Below are 17,671 nucleotides of genomic sequence, written 5' to 3'. Positions count from 1 at the left end.
GATGGCAACCCAATATCGCCCCCCGGTTCTCGCGAAGGTCACTCGCCGGGCGGGAGAGATCACGCGCGCGCCGCTGAACGTGATCGACCGCGCCGGCGAACAGATGTCGTTCTATTCGCGCACCGTGGCGTGGATTCCGAAGACCGCGCTGCACTACCGCAAGGAAGTGATGCGGCTGCTGGCCGAGGTCACCTTCGGCAGCGGCGCGCTCGCGGTGATCGGCGGCACCATCGGCGTGATCGTCTTCATGTCCGGCTCGGTCGGCGTCGTCGTCGGCCTGCAGGGCTTCAAGGCGCTGGACGCGATCGGCAGCTCGGTGCTCACCGGCTTCCTCACCGCCTACATCAACACCAGGGAGATCGCCCCGCTGGTCGCGGCGCTCGCGCTCTCCGCGACGGTGGGCTGTGGCTTCACCGCCCAGCTCGGCGCCATGCGGATCTCCGAGGAGATCGACGCGCTCGAGGTGATGGCGGTGCCCGGCGTTCCGTTCCTGGTCACCACCAGGGTGATCGCGGGCTTCCTCGCGGTCATCCCGCTGTACGTGGTCGGGCTGCTCGGCACCTTCATCGCCTCGCGGCTGATCAATGTCTGGTTCAACGGGCAATCCAGTGGCTCCTACGACCACTACTTCGGGTTGTTCCTGCCACCTGAGGACGTGCTCTATTCGTTCCTCAAAGTGCTCATATTCGCGTTCGTCATCATCCTGGTGCACTGCTACTACGGCTTCCACGCCACCGGCGGCCCCGCGGGCGTCGGCGTCGCGGTCGGCCGTGCGGTGCGTGCCGCGATCGTGCTGGTGATGGTGCTCGACTTCTTCCTCAGCCTCGCTATCTGGGGGACTACTACGACGGTGCGGGTGGCCGGATGAGCGGGACTCAGACCTGGCGTGCGACCCAGAAGTTGCGGGTGCGCGTGCTCGGGATCGTCTTCTTCGTACTCTGCGCGGTGTTCGTCTGGTCGACCATCGCCATCTACAACAAGACCTTCGTGGACACCGTCGACGTCGACCTCAAGACCGACAGCGTCGGCAACGCGCTCACCCGCAACGCGGATGTGAAGATGCGCGGCGTGCAGGTCGGCACGGTCCGCTCCAGCGACACCGCGGGCAGCGAGGTCACCCTCGCGCTCGCGCTCGACCCGGAGCAGGCCGAGCGGATCCCGGCCAATGTCACCGCGCGGCTGCTGCCCAAGACGCTGTTCGGCGAGCGGTACGTGGACCTGGTCGTCCCGGAGACCCCGAGCGGGCAGCACCTCACCTCGGGGATGACGCTGCAGCAGGACACCAGCGGCAATGCCGTCGAGATCAGCAAGCTGCTCGACAACCTACTGCCGCTGCTGCAGGCGATCCCGCCGCAGGACCTGTCGGCCACGCTCGGCGCGCTCTCCCAGGCGCTCTCCGGCCAGGGCACCGCGCTCGGCGAGACGGTGGACCGGCTGGACTCGATCTTCCGCGACCTGAACGGCGTGCTCCCGGACATCCAGGAGGACCTGCGCAGCTTCGCGCAGGTGGCCGCGACCTACTCGGACGCGGCGCCGCAGCTGGTGACCGCGCTGGACAACCTGCGCACCACCAATGCCACGATCGTGCAGCGCCGCACCGACATCGACGCGCTCTACCAGGTGCTGACCCCGTCCGCGGCGACCACGACCGACTTCCTGCTCGCCAACCGGGACAACATCATCGACGTGGCCGCCGACTCCAGGCACACGCTGGAATCGCTGGCCAAGTTCTCGCCGACCTTCACTTGCGCGATGGCGAACTTCGCGCAGCTGAAGCCGCGCATCGACGAGCTGTTCGGGCCCGGCACCGGAAGGCCGGGCTCGCGGGTCAGCATCGAGCTGACCAACCCGCGCGGCGCCTACCTGCCGAACCAGGACGAACCGCGCTTCTTCGACGACCGCGGCCCGTTCTGCGTGCCGGAGTTCCCGCTCGGCGTCGACCCGGGGCAGTACCCGGGCGGCCCGGTCAACGACGGCTCCTACCCGGTCCCGAGCCGGTACCCGGGTGACCAGGAGGCCGGGTACTACGCGGAGCCGCAGTACAGCGCCTTCCCGGCGACCGACATTCCGACCACGGCGGGTTCACCGCTGGAGCAGCAGCAGCTGGGCGCGATCTACGGCGCCGCCAACTCGGTGGCGCCCGAGCAGGTGCCAGGCTGGCTGACCAGGGTGGGCGCGCCCGCATTCCGCGGCAGCGAGGTGAGCATCCGATGAAGGCACTGCGCGGCGTCGGCGGCGCGCTGACCAAACTCGTCGTCTTCGTCGTGGTCACGCTGCTGGCCACCACGATCCTGGCGCTCTCGATCGCCAACTACACCGGCGGCGGCGAGGCCTTCAAGGCCCGCTTCACCGACGTCACCTCGCTGAACCCGGGGGACGAGGTGCGCATCGCGGGTGTCAGGGTCGGCAAGGTCACCGCGGTCTCGATCGTGGACCGGCGGATGGCCGAGGTCGAGTTCGAGCTGCAGGACCGGGACTGGCTGCCCGCCTCCACCATCGCGACCATCCGCTACCGGAACCTGGTCGGCCAGCGCTACATCGCGCTCGACCAGGGCGCGGGCGAGCAGGGCCGCAAGCTCAACGCGGGCGACACCATCCCGGTGGAGAACACCAGGGCGGCGCTCAACCTGACCACGCTCTTCAGCGGCTTCCGCCCGCTGTTCCGCACGCTCACCGCGGAGGACGTGAACAAGCTCTCCTACCAGATCATCCAGGTCTTCCAGGGCGAGCAGGGCACCATCCGCGACCTGGTGGCGAGTACCGCGAGCCTGACCAACAAGATCGCGGACAAGGACGCCGTGATCGGTGACCTGGTCCGCAACCTGAACGTCGTGCTGCAGACCGTGAACGACCGCAACGACCAGTTCGACCAGCTCATCGTGAACACCGAGGCGCTGGTCTCCGGGCTCTCCCAGGAGCGGAACACGGTCGGCCAGGCGGTGAGCTCGCTCGCCGGGCTGACCGACGCCACCGCCGACCTGCTGGAGCCGACCCGGCCGTCGCTGCAGGGCTCGATCGCCGGGCTGAGCCAGGTGACCGGAACGATCGTCGAGCGCAGCGACGACGTGAACACCGCGCTGGAGAACCTGCCGCTGAAGATGGAGAAGCTGGGCCGGGTCGGGACCTACGGCTCCTGGTTCCAGTTCTACCTCTGCGGCATCGACCTGGTGATCGGGCCTGGCGTCGCGGACGCCCCGCAGCTGAACCTGCCGGTCGGGCTGCCCACGGTCAACCAGCCCATCTACACCAACGCGGCGCCCCGGTGCCGCGGAGAGGCCCGCTGATGGACGACCGGATTCTGCTCGGCAAGCGCAGCCCGGCATTCATGGGCATGCTCGGCCTGTTCCTGGTGCTGCTGGTGACGGTCTCGGTGTTCTTCGTGGACCGGTTGCCGATCGTCGGCGCGGCCAGCCGCTACACCGCGGAGTTCACCGAGGCGGCCGGGCTCAAGCCGGGCAACGAGGTGCGCATCGCGGGCGTCAAGGTGGGCGCGGTGACCGGCGTGTCACTGGACGAGGACCGGGTGCTGGTCGAGTTCCGCACCCAGGACGCCTGGATCGGCAACGAGACCATCGCCTCCATCCAGATCAAGACGGTGCTCGGCCAGAAGTACCTGGCGCTCGACCCCAAGGGCTCCGAGGCCGCCGATCCGGGCGAGCGCATACCGCTGGCCCGCACGGTGGCGCCGTACGACGTGATCGACGCCTTCTCGGACGCGGCGACCACCATCGACCAGATCGACACCGCGCAGCTGGCCACCAGCTTCCGCGTGCTCTCGGAGGCCTTCGAGACCACGCCGCCGGAGATCCGCGGCTCGATCGACGGCGTCGCCCGGCTCTCGGAGACGCTGGCCAAGCGGGACGAGGAGCTGAAGAAGCTCTTCGCCGCGACCGAGCAGACCACCCAGGTGCTCGCGGACCGGAACGCCGAGTTCGAGCGGCTGCTGAGCAACGGCGGTCAGCTGCTGGCCGAGCTGAACCTGCGCCAGCAGGCGATCTCCCAGCTGCTCAGCGGCGCGCAGCGGCTCTCCACCGAGCTGAGCGCCCTGGTCGCGGACAACGAGCAGCAGATCGGCCCCGCGCTGACCAACCTGCGGGACGCGATCGGGCTGCTGAACGACAACCAGCAGAACATCTCCAAGACGCTGGAGCTGGCCGCGCCCTTCTACAACATCTACGCGAACGTGCTCGGCACCGGCCGCTGGTTCGACGCGGTGATCGTCAACCTGCTGCCGCCCGCGCTGCCGGAGATCCCGGGCGACCGGCCGCCGGTGCGAACCCTGGGAGGGAACTGACGTGTCCGAACCCCGTGGCAGGCTCGGCTCGGCGAGCAAGGGAACGAAGTCGGTCATCGCGCTGGTCGTGGTCGCCGCGCTGATCGCGGCGGGCGTGCTGTGGTGGGCCTTCGACCGGCTCGGCCGGACCGAGATCACCGCGTACTTCGACCGCTCGGTCGGCATCTACGAGGGCTCCGAGGTGCGCATCCTCGGCGTCGCGGTGGGCACCGTCGACTCGGTCGAGCCGCAGGGCGACCAGGTCAAGGTCGTCATGCACGTGGACAGCGGGTACGACGTGCCCGCCGACGCCAAGGCCGCGCAGATCACCCCGTCGGTGGTGGCCGACCGCTACATCCAGCTCACCCCGGTCTACCGGGGCGGCCCCAAGATGGACGGCGAGGCCACCATCCCGCGCGACCGCACGGTCACCCCGGTCGAGGTCGACGAGCTGTACTCCAGCATCACCGACCTCTCCGAGGCGCTCGGCCCGAACGGCGCGAACGCCGACGGCGCGGTGAACGAGCTGGTCCGCACCGGCGCCGCGAACCTGGCGGGCAACGGCGAGGCGTTGGCGAACAGCCTGACCCAGCTCTCGCACGCCGCGCGCTACCTCTCCGACTCCCGCGGCGACATCTTCGACACGGTGAAGAACCTGCAGCAGTTCGTCTCCATGCTGAACCGCAACGACCAGCAGGTGCGCGAGTTCAACGGCCAGCTGGCCGACCTCACCACCTTCCTGGCGGGCGAGAAGCAGAACCTCGGCGAGGCGCTGCGGCTGCTCTCCGTCGCGCTCGGCGACGTCGCCAGGTTCGTCGACGCCAACCGCGGCCTGATCCAGGGCAACGCCGCCGAGCTCACCACGCTCACCCAGACCCTGGCCGACCAGCGCGACCAGCTGGCCGCGGCGGTCGAGGTGCTGCCGGTGGCGCTGAGCAACCTGATCAACGTGCACAACGCCGAGTCAGGGACGCTGGACATGCGGGCCAACATCCCCGAGCTGCAGGACCCCTTCGGCGCCGTCTGCAACCTGTTCGACCTCTCCAAGCTGATGCCGGGCGACCCGAAGTTCGAGGCGCTGGGCAGGCAGCTGCGGCCGGTGCTCGACAACTGCGCCGCCATCACCGGCCAGATCACCGCGGGTGTGCAGACCCCGACGCTGATCCTGCCGTTCGGCATCCTCAGCGGCGAGAACCAGCAGCAGGCCCCCGTCCCCGGCACCGTCCCCCCCAACGAGCAGGAGGGTGAGCGATGAGCCCGCGCCCCCGCACCCGCGGATTCGCCGCCGCGGCGGTCGCCGGACTGACCGCGCTGCTGGTGAGTTCGTGCGCCTCCGACGGCATCTACAGCGTCCCGCTGCCCGGCGGCGCCGACATCGGCGACAACCCGTACCGCATCGACATCCGCTTCGACGACGCGCTCGACCTGGTGCCGCAGTCGGCGGTCAAGGTGGACGGCGTCCCGGTCGGCCGGGTCGAGGAGATCACCCTGGCCGAGGACGGCTGGACCGCCAATGTGCGAACCGTGGTGAACTCCGGCGTCGCCCTGCCCGCCAACGCGCTCGCCGAGGTCAGGCAGTCCAGCCTGCTCGGCGAGAAGTTCGTCGAGCTGACCGCGCCGCAGCAGGCCGAGCAGGCGCAGCTGCGGGACGGCTCGGTCATCCCGGTCGCCAACACCAGGGCCGCCACCGAGGTCGAGCAGGTGCTCGGCGCCATGTCGCTGCTGCTCAACGGCGGCGGCGTGGCCCAGCTGCAGCCGGTGGTCACCGAGCTGAACAAGACCCTCGACGGCCGCGAGGACCGGGTGCGCTCGCTGCTGCAGGAGGCCAACACCCTGATCGCCGGGCTGGACGAGCAGGTCGACGACATTACAAGGGCGCTGGATGGGCTGGACACCCTCAGCTCCCGGGTGGCCGCGCAGAACGACCAGCTCGCCGGGATCCTGGACGAGCTGCCCGAGGGCGTCCGGATCCTGGAGGAGCAGCGGCCGCAGCTGATCGGGCTGCTGCAGCAGCTGGACCGGCTCGGCCAGGCGGGCTTCGACGTGGTCGACACCTCCAAGGACGACCTGATCCGGGACCTGAACTCGCTGCGGCCCACGCTGCAGGAGCTCGCCGCGGCGGCGCCCGACCTGATCACCGCGCTGCCGCTGATCCCGACCTACCCGTTCCCGGACGAGGCCATGAACAGCACCTTCGGCGGCTCGGCGAACACCTGGCTCTCGGTGGACCTGCAGATCGGCACCACGCTGAGCAACCTCGGCGTCGGCAAGCCGGACCCGGTCTACATCCCGCCGCGCGGCCCCGCGATCCCGGTCGACCCGAGCAACCCGTACTACAACGGCAACGGCCCGCGCCCGGGCTGGCCGACGGTCTCGCTGATCCCGCTGCCGCCGACCATGGCCGCCGTGCCGCCGCCGGGCGCGCCCACCGCGGAGGGTGCCCCGGACCCGCTCGGCTCGTTCCTCGAACAACTCGGAGTGGGAGTTCCGCGATGACCCGTCTGGTGCGTTACCAGCTGATCGCCTTCGCGGTGATCGCGGTGGTCGGCGTGATCTACGTCGGCGCCACCTACATCCGGCTCGACCAGATGTTCGGCTTCGGCAAGTACGAGGTGCGGGTCACCGCCGAGCAGACCGGCGGGGCGTACCCCGGCTCCGAGGTGACCTACCGCGGCGTCCCGGTCGGCCGGGTCGGCGCGATCGACCTCGCCGAGTCCGGCGTCACCATGCGGCTCGACATCGACAGCTCGGCGCCGGAGATCCCGGCCTCGGCGAAGGCCGTCGTCGCGAACCGCTCCGCCATCGGCGAGCAGTACGTCGACCTGCAGCCGGAGAGCGCGGGCGGGCCCTTCCTGCGGGACGGCTCGGTGATCGCCGGGGCGAGCACGCCGGTCCCGGTGGAGCAGCTGGTCTCCAGCGTGGACGAGTTCACCCGCACGGTGGACCTGCAGGCGCTGAACACCACCGTCACCGAGCTCGGCAAGGCCTTCGACGGCAAGGGCGACGACCTGAAGATCCTGGTCGACTCGCTGAACAAGTTCACCGTCACCTTCCACGAGACCATGCCGCAGACGCTGCAGCTGATCCAGGAGAGCAAGACCGTGCTCGGCACCCAGGCCGAGCAGTCGGACAGCATCCTGGCCTTCAGCGACGGGCTGGAGCAGCTCACCGCGCAGCTGCGCTCCAGCGACCCGGACGTGCGCAGGCTGATCGGCACCGGCACCGACGCCGGTGAGCAGGTCGGCGCGCTGGTCTCCGAGAGCGGGCCGGACCTGACCACCGACCTGACCAACCTGCGGCTGCTGCTGGAGACGCTCTCGCCGAAGAACTACGTGCTGCAGCCGATCCTGGCCATGCTGCCCGGGCTCTCGATCGGCGGCTCGGCCACCGCGCCCGGCGACGGGACCACGCACTTCGGGCTGGTGCTGGAGACCAACAACCCGCCTGCCTGTACCGTCGGGTACGAGGGCACGCAGCGCATTCTCGAGCAGATGAAGGCGGAGAACCCGGACTTCGACGACACCCGCGACGATTTCCCGTTCAACACCGACGCCAAGTGCACCGTGCCGTTCGGCAACCCGACCAATGTGCGCGGCGGCGCGCGGGCGCCGTACGCCGACCCGAGCGTCCCGCAGCCGTGGGACGCCAATCCCAAAGTTGATCCGGCTCGGCTGAATCTGAGCCCGGTCGCCATTCAGATGGCCACCCTTCTGGGGGTCACCCCGAAGCGGTGACCACGTCCGACGAGGTAGGAGTGTTGTCGCTGTGAGTCCCGACCCCGCCGAGCAGGTCACGACCGAGCGGGCCGCGCCCGCGAGTTCCCGGGTGCGCACCGCGGTCACCGCGGCCGCGGCCGTGCTGCTCGCGGTGTCGCTGGGTGCGGCGCTGTGGTTCGGGGTCGGCTGGGCGCGGGCCGCGTTCCTCACCGACGGGCCGCGCGCCGAGGCCAGGGACTCCGCCCTGGACGGCGCCCGCCAGGCCGCGCTCAACATGACGACCATGAACATCGACGACGTGCCGGGCTCGCTGGCCACCGCGCGCTCCTCGATGACCGGGGCGATCCTGGACTCGGCCACCAAGAACCAGCAGCAGGCGGAGGAGTTGGCCGCCCAGGCCGGGGTCAGGATGGAGGCCAAGGTGCTCGGCGCCTCGCTCACCGCGCTGAACAGCGAGGAGGACAAGGCGACGGCGCTGGTCGTGCTGCAGGTCACCGAGCAGCGCAAGGACGCCACCGCCGCCCAGTTCCGCTACACCTGGACGCTGGACATGACGCAGGTCGACGACGTGTGGAAGGTCGAGCAGGTGGCCTCGCTCGGCCAGCCCGTCCAGCTCGACGGTGGTGGCGCCCCCGCCGCGCCCGGTGCCCCCGGTGCCCCCGCCGAGACGCCCGCCCCCGCCCCCGCCCCGCAGCCGGGTTCGTAGGAGGAACGCGCATGAGCACCCCCAAGCGCCCGGTCAACCGGGTCACCTCCAAGCGCCGCCCGGCCCCCGCCGACCCCGCCGCGAGCGAGACCGCGGACTCGACGGCCGCAGGCGAGCCTGCTTCGAGCGAGACCGCGGACCGGTCCGCCGCCAGCGAGGCCGCCGATTCGCCCGCCGCCGGCGAGGCCGCGGACAAGGCCGCCGCCGACGGGACTGCCGCGCGCAAGTCCGTTGCTTCGGGTGCGGCCGCGGCGACGCCTGCCGCCGGTCCCGATGTCGCGGGCGAGGCTGCCGCGTCGGGCAAGGTCGGCCTAGGCAAGGCCGCGACGGCGGATGAAGCCGCGTCGGCGGGTGACGGCGCCGCAGGCGGCGGACCCGCTAGCGCGGCGCCTGCGGGCGAGTCGACGGCACCGACGAGCGGGCTCAGGGGCTGGGGCGTGCCCGTGGCCTGCGTACTCGCCGCGGCGGTACTGGCCGGCTTCGCCGTCGTGGCAGCACTGCGCCCCGGGGTCCCGGACGGCGACAAAGCGTTCGTCGACACCGCCGCGACGGAGGAGGTGCGAGCCGCCGCGGACAACGCCCTGAAGACCATCTACGCCTACGACGTGACCGCCATCGACGGCTACCCGGACGCCGTTCGCCAGGTGGTCACCGGCGACATGCTGAAGGACCTCGACCAGTTCGCCCCCACCACGATCGAGGCCATCAAACAGTCGCAGACCAGCGCGACCGCCGCCGCCGACCCCATCGGCGTGACCCTGCTCACCGACGACCGGGCCGAGTTGCTGGTCAACCTCGTGGTGAGCGCCACCAAGGACGGCGCCGCACAGCAGAGCGTCGCGGGCCCCGTGGTGCTGCGCATGCAGAAGGTGGACGGCCGCTGGCTGGCGGCGGAGATCGTCGACCGATAATCGGCACCGGAACCCTGGGACGACAGGCGATCTCACCATCCGGACCAGGACTCCTGCCACTTGACGAGGCCGGAAACAGCCGTCACCCTAGTGATTGAGCAGCGGCAGCTGACCACCCCCCACCGGGTGTCCCGGCATTCGCGCAGCCAGCGCGGCCGGCCCGGAAGGTATGCGGTCGAACCCCGGCGCCTCGGCGCGCCGGATGGGTCGACGATCACAGGGGTGGTACTTTGACTTCTCCGTATTCGTGGGTGTAACTTTGGAGGTTGCGCTGGCTGCCTCCTGTCCAACCCTCGATTCGCACACGTGAGTTCCACCCTTCCGGTGTTGCTCCCGTTGGTGCCTGTTCGGGTCGCGTTCGGGGCGCTACCAGCGGAATTCGTAGCAGACAATAGCGACGGTCGCGGACCACCACGCGGCCCGCGTTAGGTGCTGGAAGGACGCATCTTGGCAGTCTCCACCCAGACAAGCGCCGGTTCGAATCAGGCTTTGGCGGGGTCCATTCCCGGTGCCCCGAGGCGGGTGTCATTCGCGAAGATCCGTGAGCCCCTGGAGGTGCCCGGTCTTCTCGACCTACAGACGGATTCGTTCGCCTGGCTGGTCGGTACCCCGGAGTGGCGGGAACGCGCCGCCGCTCGCGGCGACGGGGGCCTGGTCGGTGGACTCGAGGAGGTGCTCGAGGAGCTCTCCCCGATCGAGGACTTCTCCGGGTCCATGTCGCTCTCCTTCTCCGATCCTCGTTTCGAAGAGGTCAAGGCCTCGATCGACGAGTGCAAGGACAAGGACATGACCTACGCGGCGCCGCTCTTCGTGACCGCGGAGTTCATCAACAACAACACCGGTGAGATCAAGAGCCAGACGGTCTTCATGGGTGACTTCCCGATGATGACCGACAAGGGCACCTTCATCATCAACGGCACCGAGCGTGTCGTGGTGTCCCAGCTGGTCCGCTCGCCGGGCGTGTACTTCGACCACTCGGTCGACAAGGGCACCGAGAAGGACCTGCACAGCGTGCGCGTGATCCCGAGCCGCGGGGCGTGGCTCGAGTTCGACGTGGACAAGCGCGACACCGTCGGCGTCCGCATCGACCGCAAGCGCCGCCAGCCGGTCACCGTGCTGCTCAAGGCGCTCGGCTGGAGCACCGAGGAGATCACCGAGCGCTTCGGGTTCTCCGAGATCATGATGTCCACCCTCGAGAAGGACAACACCGCCGGTCAGGACGAGGCGCTGCTGGACATCTACCGCAAGCTGCGCCCGGGCGAGCCGCCGACCAAGGAGTCGGCGCAGACCCTGCTGGAGAACCTGTTCTTCAAGGAGAAGCGCTACGACCTGGCGCGCGTCGGTCGCTACAAGATCAACAAGAAGCTCGGCATCCACGTCGGCGAGCCGATCACCGCGTCGGTGCTGACCAAGGAAGACATCGTCACCACCATCGAGTACCTGGTGCGGCTGCACTCGGGCGACAAGATGATGACCGCGCCGGGCGGCGCCGAGGTGCCGGTCGAGGTCGACGACATCGACCACTTCGGCAACCGCCGCCTGCGCACCGTCGGCGAGCTGATCCAGAACCAGATCCGGGTCGGCCTCTCCCGCATGGAGCGCGTGGTCCGCGAGCGGATGACCACCCAGGACGTCGAGGCGATCACGCCGCAGACCCTGATCAACATCCGCCCGGTCGTCGCCGCGATCAAGGAGTTCTTCGGGACCTCCCAGCTGTCGCAGTTCATGGACCAGAACAACCCGCTCTCCGGGCTGACCCACAAGCGCCGCCTCTCGGCGCTCGGCCCCGGCGGTCTGTCCCGTGAGCGCGCGGGCCTCGAGGTGCGCGACGTGCACCCCTCGCACTACGGCCGGATGTGCCCGATCGAGACCCCGGAAGGCCCGAATATCGGCCTGATCGGCTCGCTCTCGGTCTACGCGCGGGTGAACCCGTTCGGCTTCATCGAGACCCCGTACCGCCGGGTGGTCGACGGCCGGGTCACCGACGAGGTCAAGTACCTGACCGCCGACGAGGAGGACCGCGAGGTCCGCGGCCAGGCGAACTCGCCGGTCGACGCCGACGGCAACTTCCTCGAGGACCGCGTGCTCGCCCGGCGCGGCAACGAGGAGATGGAGTACGTCGCCCCCAGCGAGGTGACCTTCCTCGACGTCTCGCCGCGCCAGATGGTCTCGGTCGCGACCGCGATGATCCCGTTCCTCGAGCACGACGACGCCAACCGCGCGCTGATGGGCGCGAACATGCAGCGCCAGGCCGTGCCGCTGATCCGCTCCGAGGCCCCGCTGGTGGGCACCGGCATGGAGCTGCGCGCCGCGGTCGACGCCGGTGACGTTGTGGTCAACGACAAGGCGGGCGTGGTCGAGGAGGTCTCCGCGGATTACGTCACCGTGATGGCGGACGACGGCACCCGCAAGAGCTACCGGATGCGCAAGTTCAACCGGTCGAACCAGGGCACCTGCTCGAACCAGCGCCCGATCGTGGACGAGGGCCAGCGGGTCGAGCGCGGCCAGGTGCTGGCCGACGGCCCGTGCACCGAGAACGGCGAGATGGCGCTGGGCAAGAACCTGCTCGTCGCGATCATGCCGTGGGAGGGCCACAACTACGAGGACGCGATCATCCTGTCGCAGCGCCTCGTGGAGCAGGACGTCCTGACCTCGATCCACATCGAGGAGCACGAGATCGACGCGCGCGACACCAAGCTGGGCGCGGAGGAGATCACCAGGGACATCCCGAACGTCTCCGACGAGGTCCTGGCCGACCTGGACGAGCGCGGCATCGTGCGGATCGGCGCCGAGGTGCGCGACGGCGACATCCTGGTCGGCAAGGTCACCCCGAAGGGTGAGACCGAGCTGACCCCGGAGGAGCGGCTGCTCCGCGCGATCTTCGGCGAGAAGGCGCGCGAGGTGCGCGACACCTCGCTGAAGGTGCCGCACGGCGAGTCCGGCAAGGTCATCGGCATCCGGGTCTTCTCCCGCGAGGACGACGACGACCTGCCCCCCGGCGTGAACGAGCTGGTCCGGGTGTACGTGGCGCAGAAGCGCAAGATCCAGGACGGCGACAAGCTCGCCGGTCGGCACGGCAACAAGGGCGTCATCGGCAAGATCCTGCCGACCGAGGACATGCCCTTCATGCCGGACGGCACCCCGGTCGACATCATCCTGAACACGCACGGCGTCCCGCGTCGTATGAACATCGGCCAGATCCTGGAGACCCACCTCGGCTGGGTCGGCAAGGCGGGCTGGCAGGTCGAGGGCAACCCCGAGTGGGCCAAGGATCTGCCGGAGGAGATGTGGGGTTCGCCCGCGGACTCCAATATCGCCACTCCGGTGTTCGACGGCGCCCGCGAGGAGGAGCTCACCGGGCTGCTCGCCTCGACCCTGCCGAACCGCGACGGCGAGCGCATGGTCGACGACAACGGCAAGGCGGTGCTCTTCGACGGCCGCTCCGGCGAGCCGTTCCCGTACCCGGTGGCCGTCGGCTACATGTACATCCTGAAGCTGCACCACCTGGTGGACGACAAGATCCACGCCCGCTCCACCGGGCCGTACTCGATGATCACCCAGCAGCCGCTCGGCGGTAAGGCCCAGTTCGGTGGCCAGCGCTTCGGTGAAATGGAGTGCTGGGCCATGCAGGCCTACGGTGCGGCGTACACGCTGCAGGAGCTGCTCACCATCAAGTCCGACGACGTGGTCGGCCGCGTGAAGGTCTACGAGGCCATCGTCAAGGGCGAGAACATTCCGGAGCCGGGCATTCCGGAGTCCTTCAAGGTGTTGCTCAAGGAGCTCCAGTCGCTCTGCCTGAACGTCGAGGTGCTCTCCTCCGACGGCGCGGCGATCGAGCTGCGCGAGGGCGAGGACGAGGATCTGGAGCGCGCCGCGGCGAACCTGGGCATCAACCTGTCCAGGAACGAAGCGGCGACGGTCGACGATCTGGCGAACTCGGCGGTCCGGCCGGATGCCGCCGACGGCGGCATCCGGCCCCGCGTTCCACCACTAGTGAACTCTTTGCTCCATTTCGACCCGAACAGGGGAAAGGAAGTTACGTGCTAGACGTCAACTTCTTCGATGAACTCCGGATCGGTCTCGCTACCGCCGACGACATTCGCCAGTGGTCGTACGGCGAGGTGAAGAAGCCGGAGACCATCAACTACCGCACGCTCAAGCCGGAGAAGGACGGCTTGTTCTGCGAGAAGATCTTCGGTCCCACCCGGGACTGGGAGTGCTACTGCGGCAAGTACAAGCGCGTGCGCTTCAAGGGCATCATCTGTGAGCGCTGTGGCGTCGAGGTCACCCGCGCCAAGGTGCGCCGCGAGCGGATGGGCCACATCGAGCTGGCCGCCCCGGTCACCCACATCTGGTACTTCAAGGGCGTGCCGTCGCGCCTGGGCTACCTGCTCGACCTGGCGCCGAAGGATCTCGAGAAGATCATCTACTTCGCCGCCTACGTGATCGTCGCCGTCGACGAGGAGCTGCGGCACAACCAGCTCTCCGTCGAAGAGGCGGAGATGGAGGTCGAAAAGAAGGCCGTCGCCGACCAGCGCGACGCCGACCTCGAGGCCCGCGCGCAGAAGCTCGAGGCCGACCTGGCCGAGCTGGAGGCCGAGGGCGCCAAGTCCGATGTCCGCCGCAAGGTCAAGGACGGCGGCGAGCGCGAGATGCGCCAGCTCCGCGACCGGGCCCAGCGCGAGCTGGACCGGCTGGACGAGATCTGGACCACCTTCACCAAGCTCTCGGTCAAGCAGCTCATCGTCGACGAGATGCTCTACCGCGAGCTCACCGACCGCTACGGCGACTACTTCACCGGCGCGATGGGCGCGGAGTCCATCCAGAAGCTGATGGAGAACTTCGACATCGCGGCCGAGGCCGAGAACCTGCGCGAGACCATCCGCACCGGCAAGGGCCAGAAGAAGCTGCGCGCGCTGAAGCGGCTCAAGGTCGTCGCGGCCTTCCAGACCAACGGCAACTCGCCGATGGGCATGGTGCTGGACGCGGTCCCGGTGATCCCGCCGGAGCTGCGCCCGATGGTGCAGCTGGACGGTGGCCGCTTCGCGACCTCCGACCTGAACGACCTGTACCGCCGCGTCATCAACCGCAACAACCGCCTCAAGCGGCTGATCGATCTCGGCGCGCCCGAGATCATCGTCAACAACGAGAAGCGGATGCTGCAGGAGTCGGTCGACGCGCTGTTCGACAACGGCCGCCGCGGCAGGCCGGTCACCGGCCCTGGCAACCGCCCGCTCAAGTCGCTCTCCGACCTGCTCAAGGGCAAGCAGGGCCGGTTCCGCCAGAACCTGCTCGGCAAGCGCGTCGACTACTCGGGCCGTTCCGTGATCGTGGTCGGCCCGCAGCTCAAGCTGCACCAGTGCGGCCTGCCCAAGCTGATGGCGCTGGAGCTGTTCAAGCCGTTCGTGATGAAGCGGCTGGTCGACCTGAACCACGCGCAGAACATCAAGTCCGCCAAGCGGATGGTGGAGCGGCAGCGGCCGCAGGTGTGGGACGTCCTCGAAGAGGTCATCGCCGAGCACCCGGTGCTGCTGAACCGCGCGCCGACGCTGCACCGCCTCGGCATCCAGGCCTTCGAGCCGCAGCTGGTGGAGGGCAAGGCCATCCAGCTGCACCCGCTGGTCTGTGAGGCGTTCAACGCCGACTTCGACGGTGACCAGATGGCCGTGCACCTCCCGCTCTCCGCGGAGGCGCAGGCCGAGGCGCGCATCCTGATGCTCTCCTCGAACAACATCCTGTCGCCCGCCTCGGGCCGCCCGCTCGCCATGCCGCGTCTGGACATGGTGACCGGCCTGTTCTACCTGACCCGCCTGGAGGAGGACGCCAAGGGCCAGTACCGGCCCGCCTCCGCCGACGGACCGGAGTACGGCGTCTACTCCTCGCCCGCCGAGGCGCAGATGGCGGTGGACCGCGGCGAGCTGACCGTGCGTTCGCTGATCAAGGTGCGGCTCACCGACCAGCGCCCGCCGCGCGAGATCGAGGCGGAGCTGTTCCCGGACGGCTGGAACCGCGGCGACGCGTGGACGCTGGAGACCACGCTGGGCCGGGTCATCTTCAACGACCTGCTCCCGGCGGACTACGCCTTCATCAACGAGCAGATGCCGAAGAAGCGGCAGGCGACGATCATCAACGATCTCGCCGAGCGCTACCCGATGATCGTGGTCGCGCAGACCGTCGACAAGCTCAAGGACGCCGGGTTCTACTGGGCCACCCGCTCCGGGGTCACCGTCTCCATGTCGGACGTGCTCGTTCCGCCGGAGAAGGCGGAGATCATGGAGCGCTACGAAGCGCAGTCCGACCAGATCGAGAAGAAGTACCAGCGCGGTGCGCTCGATCACCAGGAGCGCAACAACGCCCTGGTGAAGATCTGGCAGGAGGCCACGGAAGAGGTCGGTAAGGCGCTGCGCGCGCACTACCCGGCCGACAACCCGATCATCACGATCGTCGACTCGGGCGCCACCGGTAACTTCACCCAGACCAGGACCCTGGCGGGCATGAAGGGGCTGGTGACCAACCCGAAGGGTGAGTTCATCCCGCGCCCGATCAAGTCCTCGTTCCGCGAGGGGCTGACGGTGCTGGAGTACTTCATCAACACCCACGGCGCGCGCAAGGGTCTGGCCGACACCGCGCTGCGCACCGCCGACTCGGGCTACCTGACCCGGCGTCTGGTGGACGTGTCGCAGGACGTCATCGTGCGCGAGCACGACTGCGGCACCGAGCGCGGCATCGTGGTGCCGATCGCGGAGAAGCAGCTGGACGGCTCGCTGATCCGGGACGCGCACGTCGAGACCTCCACCTACGCGCGGACGCTCGCGTCCGACGCGCTGGACGCGCAGGGCAACGTGGTCGTCGCCAAGGGCGCCGACCTCGGTGACCCGGCGCTGGAGGCGCTGCTCGACGCAGGCATCACCGAGGTGAAGGTCCGCTCCGTGCTGACCTGCACCACCGGCACCGGCGTCTGCGCCACCTGCTACGGCCGCTCGATGGCGACCGGCAAGCTGGTCGACATCGGCGAGGCCGTCGGCATCGTGGCCGCGCAGTCCATCGGCGAGCCCGGCACCCAGCTCACCATGCGCACCTTCCACCAGGGCGGCGTCGCGGGTGACGACATCACCGGCGGTCTGCCCCGCGTGCAGGAGCTCTTCGAGGCGCGCGTGCCGAAGGGCAAGGCGCCGATCGCCGAGACCTCGGGCCGGGTGCGGCTGGAGGACGACGACCGCTTCTACAAGATCACGATCATCCCGGACGACGGGAGCGAAGAGGTCGTGTACGACAAGCTGTCGAAGCGGCAGCGGCTGCGCGTCTTCAAGCACGACGACGGCAGCGAGCGGCTGCTCTCCGACGGTGACCACGTCGAGGTCGGCCAGCAGCTGCTGGAGGGCGCGGCGGACCCGCACGAGGTGCTGCGGATCATGGGCCCCCGTCAGGTCCAGGTGCACCTGGTGCACGAGGTCCAGGAGGTCTACCGCTCGCAGGGTGTGTCCATCCACGACAAGCACATCGAGGTCATCGTGCGGCAGATGCTGCGGCGCGTCACGATCATCGATTCGGGCGCGACCGAGTTCCTGCCCGGCTCGCTCACCGAGCGCGCCGAGTTCGAGGCGGCCAACCGCCGCGTCGTCGCCGAGGGCGCCGAGCCCGCGGCCGGTCGCCCGGTGCTGATGGGTATCACCAAGGCGTCGCTCGCCACCGACTCGTGGCTCTCCGCGGCCTCCTTCCAGGAGACCACCCGGGTGCTCACGGACGCGGCCATCAACTGCCGCTCCGACAAGCTCATCGGGCTCAAGGAGAACGTGATCATCGGCAAGCTGATCCCGGCCGGAACCGGCATCAACCGGTACCGGAACATCCAGGTGCAGCCGACCGAGGAGGCGCGTGCCGCGGCGTACGCGGTGCCGTCCTACGACGACACCTACTACAGCCCGGACGGGTTCGGGCAGAGCACCGGTGCCGCGGTCCCGCTGGACGACTACGGGTTCAGCGACTACCGGTAGGTTGTTCTGCACCACAGCATTCGGCCCCCGATCCGTTCGGATCGGGGGCCGTTTCGCGTTCCGGGTCAGGC

Annotated in this window: 10 protein-coding genes and 1 pseudogene; all 11 read left to right on the top strand. The window is 69.2% G+C overall.

All coding sequences use genetic code 11. The features are described 5' to 3' along the window. Position 1: 1 nt before the first annotated feature. The 11 genes and pseudogenes from ACFUUZ_RS02575 (at position 2) to ACFUUZ_RS02525 (ending at position 17,600) form a co-directional block, all read left to right on the top strand. Positions 2-868 (top strand): MlaE family ABC transporter permease, encoded by an 867-nt coding sequence (locus ACFUUZ_RS02575; protein WP_378691771.1) that lies wholly within the window; start codon positions 2-4, stop codon positions 866-868. Beyond that, complete coding sequence (locus ACFUUZ_RS02570; protein WP_378691768.1) at positions 865-2,214, top strand: MCE family protein; 1,350 nt, start codon at positions 865-867, stop codon at positions 2,212-2,214. The genes ACFUUZ_RS02575 and ACFUUZ_RS02570 overlap by 4 nt, the downstream gene beginning before the upstream one ends. Continuing rightward, positions 2,211-3,284, top strand: a complete 1,074-nt coding sequence (locus ACFUUZ_RS02565; protein WP_378691765.1) for an MCE family protein — start codon at positions 2,211-2,213, stop codon at positions 3,282-3,284. Before ACFUUZ_RS02570 ends, ACFUUZ_RS02565 begins: the two co-directional genes overlap by 4 nt. After that, complete coding sequence (locus ACFUUZ_RS02560; RefSeq protein WP_378691762.1) at positions 3,284-4,294, top strand: MCE family protein; 1,011 nt, start codon at positions 3,284-3,286, stop codon at positions 4,292-4,294. The genes ACFUUZ_RS02565 and ACFUUZ_RS02560 overlap by 1 nt, the downstream gene beginning before the upstream one ends. A 1-nt stretch (position 4,295) precedes the next feature. Next, a complete protein-coding gene (locus ACFUUZ_RS02555; RefSeq protein ID WP_378691761.1) occupies positions 4,296-5,528 on the top strand; it encodes an MCE family protein in 1,233 nt (410 codons plus the stop codon). Further along, complete coding sequence (locus ACFUUZ_RS02550) at positions 5,525-6,769, top strand: MCE family protein (RefSeq protein WP_378691758.1); 1,245 nt, start codon at positions 5,525-5,527, stop codon at positions 6,767-6,769. Before ACFUUZ_RS02555 ends, ACFUUZ_RS02550 begins: the two co-directional genes overlap by 4 nt. Beyond that, complete coding sequence (locus ACFUUZ_RS02545) at positions 6,766-8,007, top strand: MCE family protein (RefSeq protein WP_378691756.1); 1,242 nt, start codon at positions 6,766-6,768, stop codon at positions 8,005-8,007. Before ACFUUZ_RS02550 ends, ACFUUZ_RS02545 begins: the two co-directional genes overlap by 4 nt. 31 nt (positions 8,008-8,038) lie before the next feature. Next, on the top strand, positions 8,039-8,695 hold the full coding sequence (locus ACFUUZ_RS02540) for a hypothetical protein (protein WP_378691753.1): 657 nt from the start codon (positions 8,039-8,041) through the stop codon (positions 8,693-8,695). 11 nt (positions 8,696-8,706) lie between these two features. After that, on the top strand, positions 8,707-9,606 hold the full coding sequence (locus tag ACFUUZ_RS02535) for a hypothetical protein (RefSeq protein WP_378691751.1): 900 nt from the start codon (positions 8,707-8,709) through the stop codon (positions 9,604-9,606). A 429-nt stretch (positions 9,607-10,035) separates the two neighbouring features. After that, positions 10,036-13,539 (top strand): annotated as a pseudogene (locus ACFUUZ_RS02530) (DNA-directed RNA polymerase subunit beta); the annotation flags it as partial. A gap of 107 nt (positions 13,540-13,646) precedes the next feature. Beyond that, positions 13,647-17,600 (top strand): DNA-directed RNA polymerase subunit beta', encoded by a 3,954-nt coding sequence (locus ACFUUZ_RS02525; protein ID WP_378691748.1) that lies wholly within the window; start codon positions 13,647-13,649, stop codon positions 17,598-17,600. Positions 17,601-17,671 lie beyond the last annotated feature (71 nt).

Origin of the sequence: Nocardia sp. NPDC057353 (genome assembly GCF_042667085.1) — a bacterium.
Classification (GTDB): Bacteria; Actinomycetota; Actinomycetes; order Mycobacteriales; family Mycobacteriaceae; genus Nocardia.
The sequence above is the reverse complement of the archived record's forward strand: the minus strand, read 5'-3'. Positions and strand labels throughout refer to the sequence as shown.

What these genes read in the sequence shown, in the direction of transcription:
- ACFUUZ_RS02575 (WP_378691771.1), top strand. Translation starts at nt 2, where the DNA reads ATGGCAACCCAATATCGCCCCCCGGTTCTCGCGAAGGTCACTCGCCGG.
- ACFUUZ_RS02570 (WP_378691768.1), top strand. Translation starts at nt 865, where the DNA reads ATGAGCGGGACTCAGACCTGGCGTGCGACCCAGAAGTTGCGGGTGCGC.
- ACFUUZ_RS02565 (WP_378691765.1), top strand. Translation starts at nt 2,211, where the DNA reads ATGAAGGCACTGCGCGGCGTCGGCGGCGCGCTGACCAAACTCGTCGTC.
- ACFUUZ_RS02560 (WP_378691762.1), top strand. Translation starts at nt 3,284, where the DNA reads ATGGACGACCGGATTCTGCTCGGCAAGCGCAGCCCGGCATTCATGGGC.
- ACFUUZ_RS02550 (WP_378691758.1), top strand. Translation starts at nt 5,525, where the DNA reads ATGAGCCCGCGCCCCCGCACCCGCGGATTCGCCGCCGCGGCGGTCGCC.
- ACFUUZ_RS02545 (WP_378691756.1), top strand. Translation starts at nt 6,766, where the DNA reads ATGACCCGTCTGGTGCGTTACCAGCTGATCGCCTTCGCGGTGATCGCG.
- ACFUUZ_RS02535 (WP_378691751.1), top strand. Translation starts at nt 8,707, where the DNA reads ATGAGCACCCCCAAGCGCCCGGTCAACCGGGTCACCTCCAAGCGCCGC.